Origin of the sequence: Streptomyces kebangsaanensis, assembly GCF_001906585.1 — a bacterium.
GTDB lineage: Bacteria > Actinomycetota > Actinomycetes > Streptomycetales > Streptomycetaceae > Streptomyces > Streptomyces kebangsaanensis.
Genome location: NZ_JUJA01000157.1, coordinates 121,343 through 139,282, shown reverse-complemented (window position 1 = coordinate 139,282; position 17,940 = coordinate 121,343). Strand labels below are relative to the sequence as shown.

Here is a 17,940-nt window from a genome sequence, read left to right as displayed (position 1 = left end):
TCAGGAAGGACGGCAGTCCGTTGTACGAAGGCGTGGTCCAGGACCTCATCGACGAGCTCGGGCGGCTGCCCGGCGTCGGTCCCAAGAGCGCGCAGCGGATCGCCTTCCACATCCTGCAGGCCGAACCGACGGACGTACGGCGTCTCGCCCAGGCCCTGCTCGAGGTGAAGGCGAAGGTCCGCTTCTGCGCGACCTGCGGCAACGTCGCGCAGGAGGAGCTGTGCGGGATCTGCCGCGACGCCCGCCGCGACACCTCGGTGATCTGCGTGGTGGAGGAGCCGAAGGACGTCGTCGCCATCGAGCGCACGCGTGAGTTCCGCGGCCGCTACCACGTGCTCGGCGGGGCGATCAGCCCGATCGAGGGCGTGGGCCCGGACGACCTGCGCATCCGGGAGCTGCTGGCCCGCCTCGCGGACGGCACGGTCACGGAACTGATCCTGGCCACGGACCCGAATCTCGAAGGCGAGGCGACGGCGACGTACCTCGCCCGCATGATCAAGCCCATGGGCCTGAAGGTCACCCGCCTGGCCAGCGGCCTTCCGGTGGGTGGCGATCTGGAATACGCGGACGAGGTCACCCTCGGCCGCGCCTTCGAGGGGAGACGACTGCTAGATGTCTGATGCCACGCTGCACGCCGTCGGCCAGAACCCGGACGACTTCGCGGTCCAGATCGCCGATCAGATCGAGAGCTTCCTGGTCGCCGTCACCGAGGTCGCCAAGGGCGACGAGCCGGACTCGGCGGTGCCCTTCCTCCTGCTGGAGGTCTCCCAGCTGATGCTGGCCGGCGGCCGCCTCGGCGCGCACGAGGACATCGTGCCCGAGGAGCGCTACGAGCCCGACTCCGGCCCGGAGCAGGACGCGGACGTCCTCCGCGAGAACCTGGCCCGCCTGCTGGACCCGGTCGACGTCTACTCCGAGGTCTTCGACCCCTACGAGCCCCGCCGGGTCCCCGTCCCCGCCCGTATCTCCGACGACCTCGCGGACGTCGTGGCCGATCTGCGCCACGGCATGGCCCACTACCGCGCGGGCCGCACCACCGAGGCCCTGTGGTGGTGGCAGTTCTCCTACTTCGCCAACTGGGGCTCCACCGCCTCCGCCACCCTGCGCGCCCTGCAGTCCCTGGTCGCCCACGTCCGCCTCAACCAGCCCCTGGAGGAGCTGGACGGCCTGGACACCGACCAGGGCATGGGCGACGACACCCTGGAATTCGAGGCCGGCAGGGTCATGACGGAGGAAATCGCGGAACCACTGGGCCTGCGCCGGGTGACGTGACCCGGCGCAGGCCCTCCCTGTGACCCTTCCCACTTTTCGCGTGGCGTTCCGCGTGCTGGGGCATGAGCCGTCCTGGAAAGCGGGCGGCGGGTATCTCACGATGCGGTATCGCGGAGGGGAAATTCGGACGCTCGATAGACTGAGCCGACCGCACCGCATCTGCGTATGTGCGGGAGACACGGACTGAGCGAGGAGCGCACGTGGGCCTTGTCGTGCAGAAGTACGGAGGCTCCTCCGTAGCCGATGCCGAGGGCATCAAGCGCGTCGCCAAGCGAATCGTGGAAGCGAAGAGAAACGGCAACGACGTTGTCGTGGTCGTTTCCGCGATGGGCGACACGACGGACGAGCTGATCGATCTCGCCGAGCAGGTTTCCCCGATGCCTGCCGGGCGCGAGCTCGACATGCTGCTGACCGCCGGAGAGCGGATCTCCATGGCACTGCTGGCCATGGCGATCAAAAACCTGGGTCACAAGGCCCAGTCGTTCACCGGCAGCCAGGCAGGTGTCATCACCGACTCGGTCCACAACAAAGCCCGGATCATCGATGTCACGCCCGGCCGCATCCGGACCGCGCTGGACGAGGGCAACATCGCCATCGTCGCCGGTTTCCAGGGTGTCAGCCAGGAGGGCAAGAACATCACCACGCTGGGGCGCGGCGGCTCCGACACCACCGCCGTGGCGCTCGCGGCCGCCCTCGACGCCGAGGTGTGCGAGATCTACACCGACGTCGACGGCGTGTTCACGGCCGACCCGCGTGTGGTGACGAAGGCCCGGAAGATCGACTGGATCTCGTTCGAGGACATGCTCGAACTGGCCGCCTCCGGGTCCAAGGTGCTGCTCCACCGCTGTGTGGAGTACGCCCGCCGGTACAACATCCCGATCCACGTCCGCTCCTCCTTCAGCGGGCTGCGCGGCACGTGGGTCAGCAGCGAGCCGATTCAGCAAGGGGACAAGAAGGTGGAGCAGGCCATCATCTCCGGTGTCGCACACGACACCTCCGAGGCCAAGATCACGGTCGTCGGCGTGCCCGACAAGCCCGGCGAGGCCGCCTCCATCTTCCGTACGATCGCCGATGCCGAGATCAACATCGACATGGTCGTGCAGAACGTGTCCGCCGCCTCCACCGGCCTGACGGACATCTCCTTCACGCTGCCCAAGGCGGAGGGCCGCAAGGCCATCGACGCGCTGAAGAAGAACCGGTCCGGCATCGGCTTCGACTCCCTGCGCTACGACGACCAGATCGGCAAGATCTCCCTGATCGGCGCGGGCATGAAGACCAACCCCGGCGTCACGGCCGACTTCTTCACCGCGCTGTCCGACGCGGGCGTGAACATCGAGCTGATCTCGACCTCCGAGATCCGTATCTCGGTCGTCACCCGCAAGGACGACGTGCCGGAGGCCGTGCGCGCCGTGCACACCGCCTTCGGGCTGGACTCCGACAGTGACGAGGCCGTCGTCTACGGAGGCACCGGGCGATGACCGGCCGACCGACGCTCGCGGTCGTGGGAGCGACCGGAGCCGTCGGCACGGTCCTGCTCACGATCCTGTCCCAGCGCGCGGACATCTGGGGCGAGATCCGTCTGATCGCCTCGCCGCGCTCGGCCGGCCGCAAGCTGGCCGTGCGCGGCGAGGAGGTCGAGGTGGTCGCGCTCACCGAGGACGCCTTCGACGGGGTGGACGTCGCCCTGTTCGACGTCCCCGCGGAGGTCGCCGAGCGGTGGGCGCCGGTGGCGGCGGCCAGGGGCGCGGTCGTCGTGGACAACTCCGCGGCCTTCCGCACGGACGCGGACGTACCGCTCGTCGTGCCCGAGGTCAACCCGCACGCGGCGCGACGGCGCCCGCGCGGGATCGTCTCCAGCCCGCACTGCACCACCCTGTCCATGATCGTGGCGCTGGGCGCGCTGCACGCCGAGTTCGGCCTGCGCGAGCTGGTCGTCTCCTCGTACCAGGCGGTCAGCGGGGCCGGACGCGCGGGCGTGGAGACGCTGCGCCGGCAGCTGTCCCTGGTGGCGGGTACGGAGCTGGGGACCGGACCCGGCGACGTACGGCGGGCGGTCGGGGACGACACCGGGCCGTTCCCGGAGCCGGTGGCGCTGAACGTGGTGCCGTGGGCCGGGACGCTGTGCGACGACGGCTGGTCGTCGGAGGAGATGGCGCTGCGGGACGAGTCCCGCAAGGTGCTCGGCCTGCCGCGGCTGCCGGTCGCCGTGACCTGCGTACGCGTGCCCGTGGTCACCGCGCACTCCCTGACGGTGCACGCCCGCTTCGAGGACGAGGTCACCGTCGACCGGGCACGGGAGATCCTCGCCACGGCGCCCGGGGTGGTGCTGTACGACGACCCGGCCGCGGGCGAGTTCCCCACGCCCGCCGACGTGGTGGGCACCGATCCGGCATGGGTCGGGCGGGTGCGCCGGGCGCTGGACGACCCCACCGCGCTGGAGCTCTTCGTGTGCGGCGACAACCTGCGCAAGGGCGCCGCGCTCAACACGGCGCAGATCGCGGAACTGGTGGCCGCGGAGGCGTCGTTCACAGCGCCGTGACTCCTGTCGCGGAACCGGGCCGGTGACGGAAATCCCGTGGCCACCCCCTGCTTTATTTGTAGGATCCATGTGAAAATCATGGTTCGGCCAGTGGTCCGGACCAGTTGATCCGTGCCGTCTCGGTGGCGGAAGGTTTCTCTCCCCGTCCTGCGCAACCGCGCCAAGGGCGGGGAGCGTCTTTGCCGTCGCCCTTCGGGGGCGTGGGGACACTGCGGGGCGTGGGGACGTCCCGGTGATTCAGGCATAGGGGATGAGCGGGACGCATGAGGGCATATGAGGCACGTTCTGTCGTGCCGCCTGCCGCGAGATCGGTGCCGGACGCGTCGTACGACGCAAAAGTGATGCCCGGCGCGTACAACCCCGGCGGGGGTAGACGTGTCCAACTGGCGTGGCAGAGGTTCTCGACTTCTCCCCCAGGCTCTTCGAGCGGGGGACATCCCCAGCGGCGACCCGCGGCACGGCCCTGCGGCCGGCACGCGCGGCGCTCCGTCCTCGCGTGCCCGGCGCGCCCGGCGGCATTCCGGTGATCGCGCCCATGCCCGCCGCGCGGCCCGCCCGCATACCCGGTCAGCGTGACGGCACCGAGGAGGCCGTGGCGGCCGGCACCACCGTCGACCATCTCACCGAGACCTACCGCACGCACTACCGCTCGCTGCTGGGTCTGGCCGCCCTGCTCCTCGACGACACCGCCTCCTGCGAGGACGTCGTCCAGGAGGCGTTCATCCGCGTCCACTCCGCCCGCAAGCGCGTCCGCGAGCCGGAGAAGACCCTCGCCTACCTGCGGCAGACGGTCGTCAACCTCTCCCGCTCGGCCCTGCGCCGCCGCATCCTCGGCCTGAAGCTGCTGTCCAAGCCGATGCCGGACATGGCGAGCGCCGAGGAGGGCGCCTACGACCAGCTGGAGCGCGACTCCCTGATCAAGGCGATGAAGGGTCTGCAGCGCCGCCAGCGCGAGGTCCTGGTGCTGCGCTACTTCGCGGACATGACCGAGGCGCAGGTCGCCGAGACCCTGGGGATCTCGCTCGGATCGGTCAAGGCGTACGGCTCACGGGGCATCGCGGCGCTGCGGGTCGCGATGGGGGCGCGGACATGAGGGAGAAGGACGAGGGGCGCCCCGCGCACGAGCCCCGCGCCGAGCAGGAGCCGACGCCGCAACATGAGCACGAGCACACGCAATCGCACGCTGGGAACGGAACCGTGAACGACAGCTTCGGCGAACTGGGCTCCGACGGGCTCGACCCGGACGAGCTGGAACTGCGCAGGATGCTGCACCAGGCTGTCCAGGACGTCGAGCCGCGCGACGGCACGCTGGAGCACCTGCGGCGCGCGGTCCCGGCCCGGCGTGCCCGCAAGCGCCAGGCCGCCGTCGGCATGGCGGCCGCCGCCCTGTTCGTGTGCACCGCCGTCCCCGCCCTCGTGCACGTCTCCCGGTCCGCCGACTCCGACGCCAGGCCGGCCATCGCCGGCCAGGCCTCCGAGGCGCAGGACGACACGGGCCGGGGCAAGGAGCCGGACGGCGGCGAGAGCGCCATCGGCGGCTCCTCGGGCAAGACCGCCGACAAGGACGGAAGCGGCGGCAAGGACGGCCGGAAGGACGGCACGGGCACCGGCAGCGGTCCCGTCGGAGGCCCGGGCAGCCCCTCGGCCGACTCCGGCGGCGGCACGTCCGCGTGCACGGCCTCCCAGCTCGGTTCCGCCACCGCCACGGTCGGGGCCCCGGACTCGGCCGGTGTCGTCCACGGCACCTTCCGCGTCGTGAACGTCTCGTCCAGGAGCTGCGCGGTCGGCGGCCCGGGCGGGGTGAGCGCCCTCGCGCAGGGCGCGGCCGACGCCACCCGGATCGGCGTGACCCGCCACGTCCCGGGCGACGCGGCGGCCGGTCTGCCCGACCCCTCCACGGAGGCGCCGGGACTGCGGCTGCCGCCCGGTGCGGCGTACGAGGTGAAGTTCGCCTGGGTGCCCTCCCAGACCTGTCCCACCACCGGCGGCGGCAGCCCCGGCGACAGCGAGACCGACGGGCCCTCGCCCGACCCGACCCCGAGCCAGGGCACGGGTACCACGGGGAGTACGGGTACCACGGGGAGCACGGGCACCACGGGCGCGACGACCACCGCCGGCGACTCCGGTTTCACGCCCCAGGCGTTCCGGGCGGACGGCCCGGCCGACGGCAGTGTGGTGGTCTCCTACACGACGGAGGCGGGCTCACCGGCGGTGTCGGCGACGGTGTCCAACGCGTGCGCGGGGACGGTCTACCGCACGGGGGTGCTGGCGGCGCCGTAGCGGACCCGGCTCACACCGCCGCGACGCGCTCCTCCTCGGCCTCCAGCCCGAGCTCCGCGTCCCGTGCCGCCTCCACCTCGCGCCGGACCAGCCGGAACCACATGAAGACCACGAACCCGGCGAAGACGAACCACTCACCGGTGTAGCCGAGGTTCTGGAACGCCTTCAGGTCCAGCCCGGTGTTGGTCGGCGCCTTCGCCGGCACCGCCGTCATCCCGGAGTCGCCCCGGTTGAGCGTGACCCAGGCGTCGTAGACGTCGTAGGGGACGATGTTCACCAGCGAGGCCGCGCTGATCGCGGCGGTCTGCCCGGACGGCAGTCCGCCGCGGGCGCTGACCCCGTTGTCGCCCGGCGTCTCGGACGCCTGCAGCGCACCGGTGACCGTGACCTCGCCCGCGGGCGGCGCCGGGGCCTTCACGGCGTCCGCGTCGCCCGGCAGCCAGCCGCGTACGACCGGCAGCGCCTTGCCGGAGCCGGTGCGCAGCAGCGTCAGCACGTAGTACCCGCGCCTGCCGTCCAGCTCGCGGTCGGGGATCAGCAGCTGCTCGCCGTACCGGCCGGTCGCGGTGGTCTGCATGCCGGAGGTCCGCTTGTCCACCGGCAGCAGCTCGTCCAGCGGGCGCGGCGCCTCCTCGCGGTAGGTGGCGGCCTGCTCGCTCGCGGTCCGGTGGTCCTGCACCCGCGCCTCGAACCGGCCCAGCTGCCACGAGCCCATGAAGACGCAGAAGGGGATGGCGAGCAGCGCGAAGACGTTGATGCCCCACCAGCGGGGCGTCAGCAGAAACCGGTACACGCCCTCAACGGTACGGTGCCGCGCGCCCCACCCCGGCCGCGGGGTGGCCCGGCGGGCCACTTTTTCCACAGGCTGGGGAGACTGGTCGGCGCGGCGCGGGTGGGACCAGGCAGTATGGGGTCATGACTGAGAGCAACGGGTCCGACTCGCCGCAGCAGCTCGACCGGCGGGCGCTCATCGAGGAGATGCCGGACTGGGAGAAGCGCTTCCGCGCGCCCCGCGTGTCGCTGCCGGACTGGGCGGAGGACGCACCGGAGCGCTCCCTGTTCGTGTCGAACGCGACGGGGACGTACGAGCTGTACGCCTGGGACCGGGCGACGGGTGAGCAGCGGCAGGCGACCGACCGGCCGAACGGTACGACGGACGGCGTGCTCTCGCCGGACGGGCGCTGGATCTGGTGGTTCGACGACAAGGACGGCGACGAGTTCGGCGTCTGGCGGCGGCAGGCCTTCGAGGGCGGGGCCGACGAGGCGGCCGTGCCCGGTCTCGGGGCGTCGTACCCGGCGGGGCTGGCGATCGGGCGGGACGGGCGGACGGCGGTCGTGGGCCGGTCGACGGACGAGGAGGGCACGACCATCCACCTGGCCCGCGAGGGCGAGGCGACGGTGGAGATCTACCGGCACCGCGAGTCGGCGGGTGTGGGCGACCTCTCGCACGACGGCACGCTGATCGCCGTCGAGCACACGGAGCACGGCGACGCGATGCACTCGGCGCTGCGCGTGCTGCGCGCGGACGGTACGACGGTCGCCGAGCTGGACGACACCAAGGGCGGGACGGTCGAGCTGGGCCTGGAGGTGCTGGGCTTCGCCCCGGTCGAGGGGGACGCGCGGCTGCTCGTCGGCCACCAGCGGCGGGGCCGCTGGGAGCCCCTGGTCTGGGACGTGACGACGGGCGAGGAGACGGACCTGGCCCTGGACCTGCCCGGCGACGTGAGCGCGGAGTGGTACCCGGACGGCACCGGCCTGCTGGTCGCGCACAGCTTCGAGGCCCGCAGCGAGCTGTTCCGCTACGACCTGGCCGCCCGCGAGCTGACGAGGATCCCCACGCCGCCCGGCACCGTCTCCGGGGCGTCCGCCCGCCCGGACGGCAGCGTGGAGTACCTGTGGTCCTCGGCGGCCGAGCCGTCGGCGGTGCGTTCGACGAGCGGCGGGGTGGTCCTGGACCCGCCCGGCATGAGGTCCCCGGGCTCGGTCCCGGTGGAGGACGTATGGGTGGAGGGCCCCGGCGGCCGCATCCACGCCCTGGTCCAGAAGCCGGAGGGCGCCACCGGCCCCCTCCCCACGGTCTTCGACATCCACGGCGGCCCCACCTGGCACGACAGCGACTCCTTCGCCGCGGGTCCGGCCGCCTGGGTCGACCACGGCTACGCGGTGGTCCGCGTCAACTACCGCGGCTCCACGGGCTACGGCCGCGCGTGGACCGACGCCCTCAAGCACCGGGTGGGCCTGATCGAGCTGGAGGACATCGCGGCGGTCCGCGAGTGGGCGATCACCTCGGGTCTCGCCGACCCCGACCGCCTGATCCTCACCGGCGGCTCCTGGGGCGGCTACCTCACCCTGCTCGGCCTCGGCACCCAGCCGGACGCCTGGACCCTGGGCATCGCGGCGGTCCCGGTCGCCGACTACGTCACGGCGTACCACGACGAGATGGAAGCCCTGAAGGCCATGGACCGCACCCTGCTCGGCGGCACCCCCGAGGAGGTCCCGGAACGCTTCGAGGCGTCCTCCCCCCTCACCTACGTCGACCGGGTCGAGGCCCCGGTCTACATCTCCGCCGGCGTCAACGACCCCCGCTGCCCCATCCGCCAGATCGAGAACTACGTCAAGCGCCTCCAGGCCCGCGGCGCCGTCCACGAGGTCTACCGCTACGACGCGGGCCACGGCTCCCTGGTCGTGGACGAACGCATCAAGCAAATCCGCCTGGAACTCGACTTCGCGGACCGCCACCTGCCGAAGTGAGGGTGAGGCACGGGGCGTGAGCCCGGGCCGGGGGTGCGGGGCGGGCGGAGCCCCCGCTCGGGTCCAGGGGCGAAGCCCCTGGGGGACGGGAACGGGCAAGGGCGGCGGGGGCGAAACCCCGAAGCCCGCACCCCACGGGCCCGCCCCCTCACCCGACCCGTACCCTCACCCGGCCCGCACCCCCACCCGGCCCACCCCCTACGTCCCCGTCCGTTCCCGGGACCGGCGCCCCAGCAGCTCCGCCAGCCCCCGCCGGGTCGCCGCGAGGACCACGCGGTCCTCGGCCCGGAGGACGTACGTGGAGGGAAGGTCCCACACCAGCTCCGACCCTCCGGCCGGCTCCCTGGCCGATCCCCCGGAGGGTCCCCCACCGGCCACCCCCACCTCCAGCGCCAGCACCCGCCAGTACCCCGCCCGGAAGGCCTCCGCCACCGTCCGGCCCTCCAACCGCGCGTGCCCGCCCACGTCCACGGACGCGAACAGCAGCACCCGCCGCTCCACGGGAATCGCCCCCAGGACCTGCCGCCCGAACATCGCCCCGGCGAACGAGGGCGCCGCCAGGTGCGACACGCTCCGGCTCCGCGTCAGCGCCCGCGGGTGCGCCGCCCGCAGCGTGCGGTACACCGCGGTCGCGAAGTCGTCGTCGTACAGCCGCAGCATCGTCCGCAGATCGGGCCGTACGGACCGCGCGTACAGCACGGCCTCCAGGTTCGTCGTGTCCGCGCTGGTCACCGCGAGCAGCGAGTGGGCGCGGTGGATCTTCGCGGCCTCCAGCACACCCTCCTGCGTGACGTCCCCGAGCACCACCGGCACCCGCAGCCGCCGCGCCGTCGCGATCCCGCGCGCCTCGGGGTCGGCCTCCACGCACACCACCGGGATCCGCAGCTCCCGCAGCCGCGTCAGCACCCGCGTGCCGATCTTCCCCAGCCCCAGCAGCACGACGTGCCCGCCCAGCCCGCGCGGCGGCTTGCGCAGCGCGGCGGCCGACCGGAACGTGCCCAGCGCCTCCAGCGCCGCCGCCAGCAGCACCGGCAGCAGCAACAGCCCCACCAGCCCGGACAGCAGCTGCAGCACCTGCCGCCCGACCGGCTCGCCCAGCGCGGGGTCGTCGATGGCGAACAGGTCGAGCAGCGTCAGGTACAGGGCGCCCAGCGGATGCACCTCCGTCACCACCCACAACGCCACCGCGAGCGCGAACACGCACGCCACCAGCCCCGCCACCGTCCACCGCAGCCGCCGGGAGAACAGCGACGCCAGCGGCGGTACGGCGGCCGCGACCGCGCGGGCGGCGGACAGCGGCGGACCGGCGGCGTACGACACCTGCTCCAGCACCACGGTCCCGCGCCCCGTGGCCGCCCGTACCGCCGCCTCGTCCGGCAGCAGCTGCGGCCCCTGCTCCCCGCTGTCCTCGGAGCCGTCCGCACCGGCCGGGTCGCTGCTCGTCGTGGACAGCAGCGCCAGGGTGCACAGCCCGGGGTCGGCGACCCGGCCCGGCGCGGGCGGCTGCCGTTCCACCGCGCGCAGCAGCAGCCGGTCGGTCTGGACGACCTTGCTGGTGCCGGCGACGGCGCTGGCGACCAGGGCGGGCGCGGCCGTGTCCGCGTCGGACAGCACGGTCGTGGACGCGTCCGGGTACAGCGCGCCCCCGCCCGGTACCGCCTCGCCGTCCCGGGTCGCCAGCGCGGCGGCCTGGTCGAGGAGTCCCTCGATGTGCTGGCCCAGCCGCCGGTTGTACAGGCGCAGGACGAGCCGCAGCCGCGGGTTGAGGCGGCGGGCGGTGAGGGCGGCGCGGATGTTGGTCTCGTCGTCCTCGTACACCAGGGCCAGTGCCGCCGCCCGCTCCACACCGGCGTCCGCGAACACCGCCTCGGTCAGCTCGGCTGCCTCCAACTGCCGGTCGGCGCCGCCCGGTTGGCCTGACCCACCACCGGCGCCGTTGCCGCCCGTCCGGTTGACCGCCGCGCTCACCACCCGGTCCAGCAGTGCCGACGCGGTACGGGCCCGGCCCACCACCGGCGGTCGCGCCGTGCGCTCGGACGGCGGCACGACCAGTGTCACCTGCTCGCCGTACACCTCCCGCAGCTCGGCGGCCAGACGGTGCGCGAGCCCGTCGTCCCCGCACACCACCATGTGCGCGCCCGTGACCCCCGGTGCGCCACCCTGATACGGAACGCTCCCCACGAGGGAGAAGACTGCCCTACCGGGGCGGGTGGTTCCACGCTTCCCCCCGCCGCCACCGGCCGCCGGAGCGGGCACGGCAGGCGAGGAGGGCGGACCGGCGCAAGAATCGGATTATGGGATTCCGTTTTGATCGGGCAATCCCCGGGCGGGGGTGGGCCGTATATACGGATGTGTCGAAGTTCCGGTTCCCGGTGGGCCGCCTTCCGGACGAGGCTCTGCTGTCCGGGCTGGCCACCGGGGACCCGGAGCTCGCCGTCGGTTTCGTCCGGAGGTTCCAGCACCGGGTCTACGGTGTGGCCGTCGCGGTCACCGGGGATCCGCAGCTCGCCGAGGACGTCGCCCAGCAGACGTTCGAAAGGGCATGGCGCCATGCGCAGATCTACGACTCGCGGCGTGGATCGGTCACCACCTGGCTGACCACGATCGCCCACAACCTGGCCGTCGACGCCGTCCGCTCGCGGCGTCCGGAGCCGGTCGCGCCGGAGGACCTCGACGCGATCCTGGACGTCGTCAGCGAGACTCCCGAGCGGTACGCGCTGGCCGACGAGGCGTCCTCCCGGCTGCGTGCCGCCATGGCAGAGCTGCCGCCCGAACAGGGCCGCGCCCTGGTGATGGCAGGCATCTACGGCATGACCGCCCAGCAGGTCGCCGAGTGGGAGCACATCCCGCTGGGCACCGCCAAGACGCGGATCAGGACGGGGATGGGAAAGCTGCGGACCACGCTCGCTTCCTTCCAGCGAGGGGACAATGCCCAGTGAGCTCACCTGCGAGGAGCTGCGCGAGATCGGCGCCGAGATCGCGCTCGGCGTGCTGCCGGGCCGGCAGCGGGCGGGCGCCGTGGCACACCTGGAGGAGTGCGCGGACTGCCGGGAGTACGTCCGTCAGCTGACCTTCGTGGGCGACCGGCTGATCGGGCTGCTCCCCTGCGGCGAGCCGCCGGTCGGGTTCGAGAGCCGGGTCGCGCAGGCGCTGACGCAGGAGGCGGCGGGGCGCGAAGGGCCCTCGCGCGCCCGCGGTTCCGGCTTCCCGCGCCGGAGAGCCCTCGGCCGGATACGGCCGCAGGTCGCCGCTGTCTCGGGCGTGCTCGTCCTCGCCATCGGATTCGGCGGCTGGGCGATCGGCACGGCGATCGAGGACACCCTGGCCCGGCCGGCCCCGGCCACCGCCGGGACGGGCATGCTGTGGGGCGGGCTCGTCTCCGCCGGCGCGGCCGGCAAACCGGCCGGTGAGATCTACGCCCACCGGGGTTCCCCGGGCTGGATCTACATGACCGTCGACCTTCCCGGGAACAGCACGTCCCACGACGGGAAGGTCTCCTGCCTGCTGGTGGACAAGAACGGCACCACGGTCCGCGCCGGTGAGTTCACCCTGCGCGGCGGCCGCGGCTCCTGGGGCGGCCCGGCCGCCGTCGACCCCGCGACGCTGGCCGCCGTCCGGGTGACGGCACCCGACGGCACCGTACTGGCCAGGGCCCACCTCGCCGCGGGCACCGACGAGACGTAGCCGGGCGCGAGTCGGGGGCGGTCAGGCGGGGGCGGGCAGGGCGGGCAGCAGCGCGGTGAGGGTTGCGGCCAGGCCGGCGACCGTGGGCCGGTCCGCCGGGTCCGGGCTCAGGCAGCCGTCGATGACCGCGGCGAGCGGGCGCGGCAGGCGCCGCAGGGACGTGATCGGCGGGGCCGCCGCCTCCATCTGCGGGTAACGGTGGTCGCCTGTGGTGCCGTCGTACGTGGTGCGGTCGTACGACCCCCTGTCGTCCCCGAGGCTGTCGTCCCCGGGGAAGGGCACGTCACCACCGGCCACCTCGTACAGCGTGACGCCGATGCCCCACACGTCGGCCGCCGCCGTCAGCGGGTCGCCGCGCGCCTGTTCCGGCGAGAGGTAGCAGAGCGTGCCCACCCCGCGCGGCGCCCTCCCGGGCGGCCGGGCCAGACTGAGGTCGAGCACCTTGGCGTGCCCGCGTTCCACGACGATGTTGGACGGCTTGATGTCCAGGTGGAGCAGGCCCCGGCCGTGCAGGTAGTGGACCGCGGAACACAGCTGCACCCCGAGGAGCGCCACGTCGGTGGCGGCCGGCCGGCGCCGCAGCCGGTACAGCAGGTGCGTGAGCGTCTCCCCGGTCAGCGTCTCCTGGACGACGAGCGGCTCGGGCGTCACGAAGGTCTCGTACGCGCGGACCAGGTGCGGGTGGGTGAAGTCGCGCAGCCACCGGCCTTCCCGCAGCAGCTGGTCGGCCAGTTCCGTGTCGTCGCGAAGGTCCGGGCGCAGCACCTTGATGACGCACCGGCAGGCCCTCTCCTCGCTCCAGGAGTCGTACAGGTCCAGCCATGCGGTGCGGTCGAGGTGCCCGAGGATCTCGTAGCCCGGTACCGGCCGGGTGCCCGCGGGCAGCGGCGGTGCCGGAGCCGTCCGGGTGGTGGTCATGACCACACCGTGCCCTGCGGTGGCGGGCCGGCCTGCGCGGGAGCGGTCGTGGCGTGCAGCCGGTGCAGCCGGGCGTACGTGCCGCCGCGCAGGAACAGGTCGTCGTGGGTCCCGGACTCCACGACCCGGCCGTGGTCGAGCACCACGATCCGGGTGGCGTCGCGGACCGTGAGCAGGTTGTGGGAGATGACGATGGTCGTCCGGCCGGCCATGAGGCGGCGCAGCGGGTCCATGATCCGGCGGCCCGACTCGGCGTCCAGGCCGGTGGTGGGCTCGTCCAGCAGCAGCACGGGCGCGTCCCTGATCATCGCACGGGCGATGGCGAGGCGCTGGCGCTGTCCGCCGGACAGCATCCGGCCGCGCTGGCCGACCACGGTGTCGTAGCCGTCCGGCAGCAGCCGGACGAACTCGTCGGCGTCGGCGGCGCGGGCNCCGCCTCGACGATCTCCGCGTCGGTCGCGTCGGGCCGGCCGTAGGCGATGTTCTCCCGCACCGTGCCGTGCAGGACGAGCGTCTCCTGCAGGACCACGGCGACGTTGTCCCGCACGTCGGACAGGACCAGCTCCCGCAGGTCGACGCCGTCGAGGCGGACGGCGCCCCGGTCGGGGTCGTAGAACCGCAGCTGCAGTTTGGCCACCGTGGACTTCCCGGCGCCGCTCGCTCCCACCAGCGCCAGCGTCTCGCCGGGGCCGACGCGGAACGACACGTCGGACAGCGCCCAGCGGGAGATGTCGGGGTAGTGGAAGGACACGCCGTCGAACTCGACCTCGCCGCGTGCCCGGCCGATCCGCCGGGCGCCCGGAGCGTCGCACACCTGGGGCCGCTGGTCGAGCAGTTCGGCGATGCGCTCCGCGGAGGCGGAGGCGGCGTAGAAGGTGGGGCCGAGGCGGGACAGGTCACGGACCGGGCTGTAGAGCTTGCCGATCAGTGCCAGGAAGACCAGCAGTCCGCCCAGCGTGAGCTGGCCCTGCGCCAGCTTCCAGGTGCCCAGGCCCATGACGGCGAGGCCGCCCAGCACCTCGATGAACTCCACGAGCGGCCCGTAGAAGGCCCGGATGCGCGTCGAGGTCATCACGGCGTGGTAGCGGCCCAGGTTCTCGCGCTCGAAGCGGTCCTGCTCCCAGTCCTGCCGGTTGTACGCCTGGACCAGGGTCACGTTCCCCAGCGACTCCTCGACGACCGCGCTGAGCGAGCCGCTGCGGCGCGTGCGCTCCCGCGACGCCTGCTTGATCAGCCGGGAGAAGTGGCGGGCGGCGCCCCAGAACAGCGGCACGATGACGATCGCGAGGAGGGTGAGGTCCCAGCTCAGGTAGAAGAGCAGACCGAGGAAGATGCCCAGCCGGAGCAGGTTGTAGAACACGTCCACGACGCCCGAGAGCAGGAACGTCTCGATGGCTTCCACGTCCTCCGTGATCCGCGACAGCAGATCCCCCAGCCGCCGCCGTTCGAAGAACCCCGGCGACAGCCCCTTGACGTGCCGGAAGACGTCGGAGCGCAGGGCGAGCAGGAAGCGTTCGCTGACGTAGGCGGACGTCAAGGAGTCGCCGATGCCCAGGAGGCCGGAGAGGAGGATGAGTCCGGCGTACGTCGGCCCGATCCACAGGAAGGGCGTGAGGTCCCTCGGCACGAGCACCTCGTCCACCACGACCTTGAACAGCCACAGTTCGGCCGCGTCGATCAGGGGCCCCACCAGACTGAGCAGGACGAGCGGCAGGATCCAGTGCCGGCGGCCGCGGGTGTAGGGCCAGAAACGCCGGAACACCTCGCGCAGGGACAACGGCGGGGCGGCCGCGACCACGTCCTCCGACTCCACGCCCACCGACAGCAGGCGCCGCAGAGCATGCCGACGGAACGGACCGGCTCCTTCGGGTGCCGGTCCGCTCCGTCCTGAATCGCTGGTGGCCAAGATCGCCCTCAGTAGCGACCGTAGCCGCGTCCGCTGTAGCCACCGCGGCCGTAACCGCCGTAACCGCCGTAACCGCCGTAACCGCCGTAACCGCCGTAGCCGCCGTAGCCGCCGTAGCCTCCGCGTCCGCTGTAGCCTCCGCGTCCGCCGTAGCCTCCGCGGCCTCCGCGGCCACTGCGGCCTCCGTGGCCGCCACCGTGGTCACGGTTCAGGGCGGGGAAGAGAGCACTGAAGATCGCCATGGCATTCCTCCTGCTCGAATGTGTCTCCATAGTGGATACGGAGCAGGGCCGGATCGGGATGGCGTTTCGGGCGAAATGCAACAAAATTTCTTCCGGTGCGGGGCCCCGCCGGCGCTCAGGCGCCCGTTCCGTACGGCCCCTCCGGCGGGGGGACGGGGGCGCCCGGGAGGCGCACCGTCGCCACCGTGCCGCCGCCCCCCGCCCGGGCCAGGGTCACCTCGCCGCCCGCCTGCCGGACCGTGCGGGCGACGATGGACAGGCCGAGGCCCGAGCCGGGGAGGGCGCGGGCGGTGGGGGAGCGCCAGAAGCGGTCGAAGACGTGGGGGAGGTCGTCGGCGGGGATGCCGGGGCCGTGGTCGCGGACGGTGAGGGCGCCCCGTTCGAGGGCGATCTCGATCGTGCCGCCCTCGGGGCTGAACTTCACCGCGTTGTCGAGGATGTTGACGATCGCCCGCTCCAGCGCGGACGGCTCCGCCCGTACGTACCAGGGGGCCAGGTCCGCCGTGATGGTCAGCTCCGGGCCGCGCAGCCGGGCCCGGCGCAGCGCCGTCCCCACGGTGTCGTGGAAGGCGACGACCTGGACCCGTTCGCCCCGCTGCCCCTCCGGGCGGGACAGCTCCTGCAGGTCGCCGATCAGGGAGGCCAGCTCGGTGACCTGGGCCTTGACCGAGGCGAGCAGCGCCTTGCGGTCGGCCTCGGGGAGGGGGCGGCCGGTCTCCTCGCTGCGGGTGAGGAGCTCGATGTTCGTACGGAGCGAGGTCAGCGGGGTGCGCAGTTCGTGGCCGGCGTCCGCGATGAGCTGCTGCTGCAGGTCCCGGGAGCTGGCGAGGGCCGAGGTCATGGAGTTGAAGGAGCGGGACAGCCGGGCGATCTCGTCCTCGCTGTCGTCCTCCACGGGGATGCGGATCGTCAGGTCCTCGGTGCGGGCCACGTGCTCCACCGCCTCGGTGAGCTTGTCCACCGGGCGCAGTCCGGCCCGGGCGACCGCGAGGCCGGCGGCGCCCGAACCGAGGACTCCCACGCCGGAGACGACGAGGAGCAGCAGGGCCAGGTCGTCGAGGGTGTTCTCGGTGTCCTTGAGGGAGAGGCCGAGCATGAAGGCGATGCCCGGGTAGGCCGGGGGATTGGGGCCGGGGCCCATCGGGACGGCGACGGTCAGCACACGGACCTTGTTGCCCTGTGCGTCGGTGGTGGTGTGGAAGGTGCGCTCGCGCACATCCGGGGCGGCCGCCACCCGCTTGTCCACGTTCGTGACCTCGATCACGCTCGGAGAGCGGTCCTGCACGCAGAATTTGCCCTGCGACGTCACCAGCTGCACGTAGAGAATCGTGCGCTGCATGTCGCCCGGCGAGTGGTCCGTCGTCTGCGTGCAGTCGGCGGCCAGCGCCGTCGCCGTGCCCGCGGTCACCCTGCCGTAACTCGCCAGCCGGTTGTCGACCTCGTCGTACAGCTTGCCCTGCACGATGAACCAGCACGTGAGCGAGACCGCCGCCACCGCGAACGCCACCGCCGCCGCCACCAGCAGCGCCAGGCGGGAGCGGATCGGCAGCGTACGGAACCGGCGGACGACCTTCCTCACTCGGCGCCGTCCTGTCGCAGCACGTACCCGACCCCGCGGACGGTGTGCACCAGACGCGGCTCGCCGCCGGCCTCGGTCTTGCGGCGCAGGTACATGACGTAGACGTCGAGGGAGTTCGACGAGGGCTCGAAGTCGAAGCCCCACACCGCCTTCAGGATCTGTTCACGGGTGAGCACCTGGCGCGGATGGGCCATGAACATCTCCAACAGGGTGAACTCCGTACGGGTCAGCTCCACCTGCCGGCCGCCGCGCGTGACCTCGCGGGTGGCGAGGTCCATGCGCAGGTCGGCGAAGGTGAGGGCGTCGTCCTCCTGGGCCGCGCCCGCGACGGCCGCCGCGTACGAGCTGCGTCGCAGCAGCGCCCGGATGCGGGCGAACAGCTCGTCCAGCTCGAACGGCTTGACCAGGTAGTCGTCCGCGCCGGCGTCCAGGCCGGTGACCCGGTCGCCGACGGTGTCGCGGGCGGTCAGCATCAGGATGGGGGTGGTGTCGCCGGTGCCGCGGATGCGGCGGGCCGCCGTCAGGCCGTCCATCCGGGGCATCTGGATGTCGAGGACCACCAGATCGGGCCGGTACGTGCTCGCCCTGTCCAGCGCGTCCGCGCCGTCGACGGCGACCTCGGTGTCGTACCCCTCGAAGGCGAGGCTGCGCTGGAGCGCCTCGCGTACCGCCGGCTCGTCGTCGACGATCAGGATGCGCTGGGGGTCACGGTCGCCGTCGGCGGGGCTCATCGGTCGTCGTTCCTCGGGTGGCTCGGGCTCATGGCAGG

At 72.9% G+C, this 17,940-nt stretch carries 17 protein-coding genes; 9 read left to right on the top strand and 8 right to left on the bottom strand.

The features are described from left to right. Positions 1-20 precede the first annotated feature (20 nt). From recR to RH94_RS27760, 6 genes are all read left to right on the top strand, one after another. The gene (gene recR / locus RH94_RS27785) at positions 21-620 is read left to right on the top strand and encodes a recombination mediator RecR (RefSeq protein WP_073950979.1); all 600 of its coding nucleotides are present in this window, start codon (positions 21-23) and stop codon (positions 618-620) included. Then, positions 613-1,272 (top strand): DUF5063 domain-containing protein, encoded by a 660-nt coding sequence (locus tag RH94_RS27780; protein ID WP_073950977.1) that lies wholly within the window; start codon positions 613-615, stop codon positions 1,270-1,272. Before recR ends, RH94_RS27780 begins: the two co-directional genes overlap by 8 nt. A gap of 200 nt (positions 1,273-1,472) precedes the next feature. Next, the gene (locus tag RH94_RS27775; RefSeq protein ID WP_073950975.1) at positions 1,473-2,750 is read left to right on the top strand and encodes an aspartate kinase; all 1,278 of its coding nucleotides are present in this window, start codon (positions 1,473-1,475) and stop codon (positions 2,748-2,750) included. After that, complete coding sequence (locus RH94_RS27770; protein ID WP_073950974.1) at positions 2,747-3,811, top strand: aspartate-semialdehyde dehydrogenase; 1,065 nt, start codon at positions 2,747-2,749, stop codon at positions 3,809-3,811. The genes RH94_RS27775 and RH94_RS27770 overlap by 4 nt, the downstream gene beginning before the upstream one ends. 388 nt (positions 3,812-4,199) lie before the next feature. Beyond that, a complete protein-coding gene (locus tag RH94_RS27765; protein WP_073950972.1) occupies positions 4,200-4,904 on the top strand; it encodes a SigE family RNA polymerase sigma factor in 705 nt (234 codons plus the stop codon). A gap of 104 nt (positions 4,905-5,008) precedes the next feature. Continuing rightward, on the top strand, positions 5,009-6,091 hold the full coding sequence (locus RH94_RS27760) for a hypothetical protein (protein ID WP_324614318.1): 1,083 nt from the start codon (positions 5,009-5,011) through the stop codon (positions 6,089-6,091). Between the two features lie 10 nt (positions 6,092-6,101). Here RH94_RS27760 and RH94_RS27755 read toward each other — a convergent pair whose 3' ends face one another. Then, a complete protein-coding gene (locus RH94_RS27755) occupies positions 6,102-6,884 on the bottom strand; it encodes an SURF1 family protein (protein ID WP_073950967.1) in 783 nt (260 codons plus the stop codon). Positions 6,885-7,006: 122 nt separating this feature from the next. On the opposite strand from RH94_RS27755, the gene RH94_RS27750 reads away from it, so the two are divergent. Continuing rightward, positions 7,007-8,842 carry a S9 family peptidase gene (locus RH94_RS27750; protein ID WP_073950966.1) on the top strand — a complete coding sequence of 612 codons (1,836 nt, stop codon included), beginning with the start codon at positions 7,007-7,009 and terminating at the stop codon, positions 8,840-8,842. A 198-nt stretch (positions 8,843-9,040) separates the two neighbouring features. Here RH94_RS27750 and RH94_RS27745 read toward each other — a convergent pair whose 3' ends face one another. After that, complete coding sequence (locus RH94_RS27745; RefSeq protein ID WP_073950965.1) at positions 9,041-10,972, bottom strand: NAD-binding protein; 1,932 nt, start codon at positions 10,970-10,972, stop codon at positions 9,041-9,043. A gap of 221 nt (positions 10,973-11,193) precedes the next feature. Between RH94_RS27745 and RH94_RS27740 the strand changes: the two genes are divergently transcribed. Then, positions 11,194-11,781 carry an RNA polymerase sigma factor gene (locus RH94_RS27740; protein ID WP_073950964.1) on the top strand — a complete coding sequence of 196 codons (588 nt, stop codon included), beginning with the start codon at positions 11,194-11,196 and terminating at the stop codon, positions 11,779-11,781. Continuing rightward, positions 11,771-12,526 carry a hypothetical protein gene (locus tag RH94_RS27735; protein WP_073950963.1) on the top strand — a complete coding sequence of 252 codons (756 nt, stop codon included), beginning with the start codon at positions 11,771-11,773 and terminating at the stop codon, positions 12,524-12,526. Before RH94_RS27740 ends, RH94_RS27735 begins: the two co-directional genes overlap by 11 nt. 21 nt (positions 12,527-12,547) lie before the next feature. Here RH94_RS27735 and RH94_RS27730 read toward each other — a convergent pair whose 3' ends face one another. The 6 genes from RH94_RS27730 to RH94_RS27710 form a co-directional block, all read right to left on the bottom strand. Further along, positions 12,548-13,444 (bottom strand): serine/threonine-protein kinase, encoded by an 897-nt coding sequence (locus RH94_RS27730; RefSeq protein ID WP_073950962.1) that lies wholly within the window; start codon positions 13,442-13,444, stop codon positions 12,548-12,550. Then, a complete protein-coding gene (locus RH94_RS44815) occupies positions 13,441-13,818 on the bottom strand; it encodes an ATP-binding cassette domain-containing protein (RefSeq protein ID WP_267893405.1) in 378 nt (125 codons plus the stop codon). Before RH94_RS44815 ends, RH94_RS27730 begins: the two co-directional genes overlap by 4 nt. A 58-nt stretch (positions 13,819-13,876) precedes the next feature. Next, a partial coding sequence (locus RH94_RS27725) for an ABC transporter ATP-binding protein (RefSeq protein ID WP_234426104.1) occupies positions 13,877-15,089 on the bottom strand: 1,213 nt, incomplete at its 3' end. A gap of 269 nt (positions 15,090-15,358) precedes the next feature. After that, positions 15,359-15,592, bottom strand: coding sequence for a hypothetical protein (locus RH94_RS27720; RefSeq protein ID WP_073950961.1), 234 nt, complete (start codon positions 15,590-15,592; stop codon positions 15,359-15,361). Between the two features lie 115 nt (positions 15,593-15,707). Next, a complete protein-coding gene (locus RH94_RS27715) occupies positions 15,708-17,171 on the bottom strand; it encodes a HAMP domain-containing sensor histidine kinase (protein WP_073950960.1) in 1,464 nt (487 codons plus the stop codon). Then, positions 17,168-17,902: a response regulator transcription factor gene (locus RH94_RS27710; RefSeq protein ID WP_073950959.1), complete on the bottom strand. Its 735-nt coding sequence runs from the start codon at positions 17,900-17,902 to the stop codon at positions 17,168-17,170. Before RH94_RS27710 ends, RH94_RS27715 begins: the two co-directional genes overlap by 4 nt. Positions 17,903-17,940: the final 38 nt, after the last annotated feature.

Coding starts and splice junctions, on each gene's coding strand:
- RH94_RS27710 (WP_073950959.1), bottom strand. CDS start 17,902: ATGAGCCCCGCCGACGGCGACCGTGACCCCCAGCGCATCCTGATCGTC.
- RH94_RS27730 (WP_073950962.1), bottom strand. CDS start 13,444: ATGACCACCACCCGGACGGCTCCGGCACCGCCGCTGCCCGCGGGCACC.
- RH94_RS27750 (WP_073950966.1), top strand. CDS start 7,007: ATGACTGAGAGCAACGGGTCCGACTCGCCGCAGCAGCTCGACCGGCGG.
- RH94_RS27745 (WP_073950965.1), bottom strand. CDS start 10,972: ATGGTGGTGTGCGGGGACGACGGGCTCGCGCACCGTCTGGCCGCCGAG.
- RH94_RS27780 (WP_073950977.1), top strand. CDS start 613: ATGTCTGATGCCACGCTGCACGCCGTCGGCCAGAACCCGGACGACTTC.
- RH94_RS27770 (WP_073950974.1), top strand. CDS start 2,747: ATGACCGGCCGACCGACGCTCGCGGTCGTGGGAGCGACCGGAGCCGTC.
- RH94_RS27720 (WP_073950961.1), bottom strand. CDS start 15,592: ATGGCGATCTTCAGTGCTCTCTTCCCCGCCCTGAACCGTGACCACGGT.
- RH94_RS27735 (WP_073950963.1), top strand. CDS start 11,771: ATGCCCAGTGAGCTCACCTGCGAGGAGCTGCGCGAGATCGGCGCCGAG.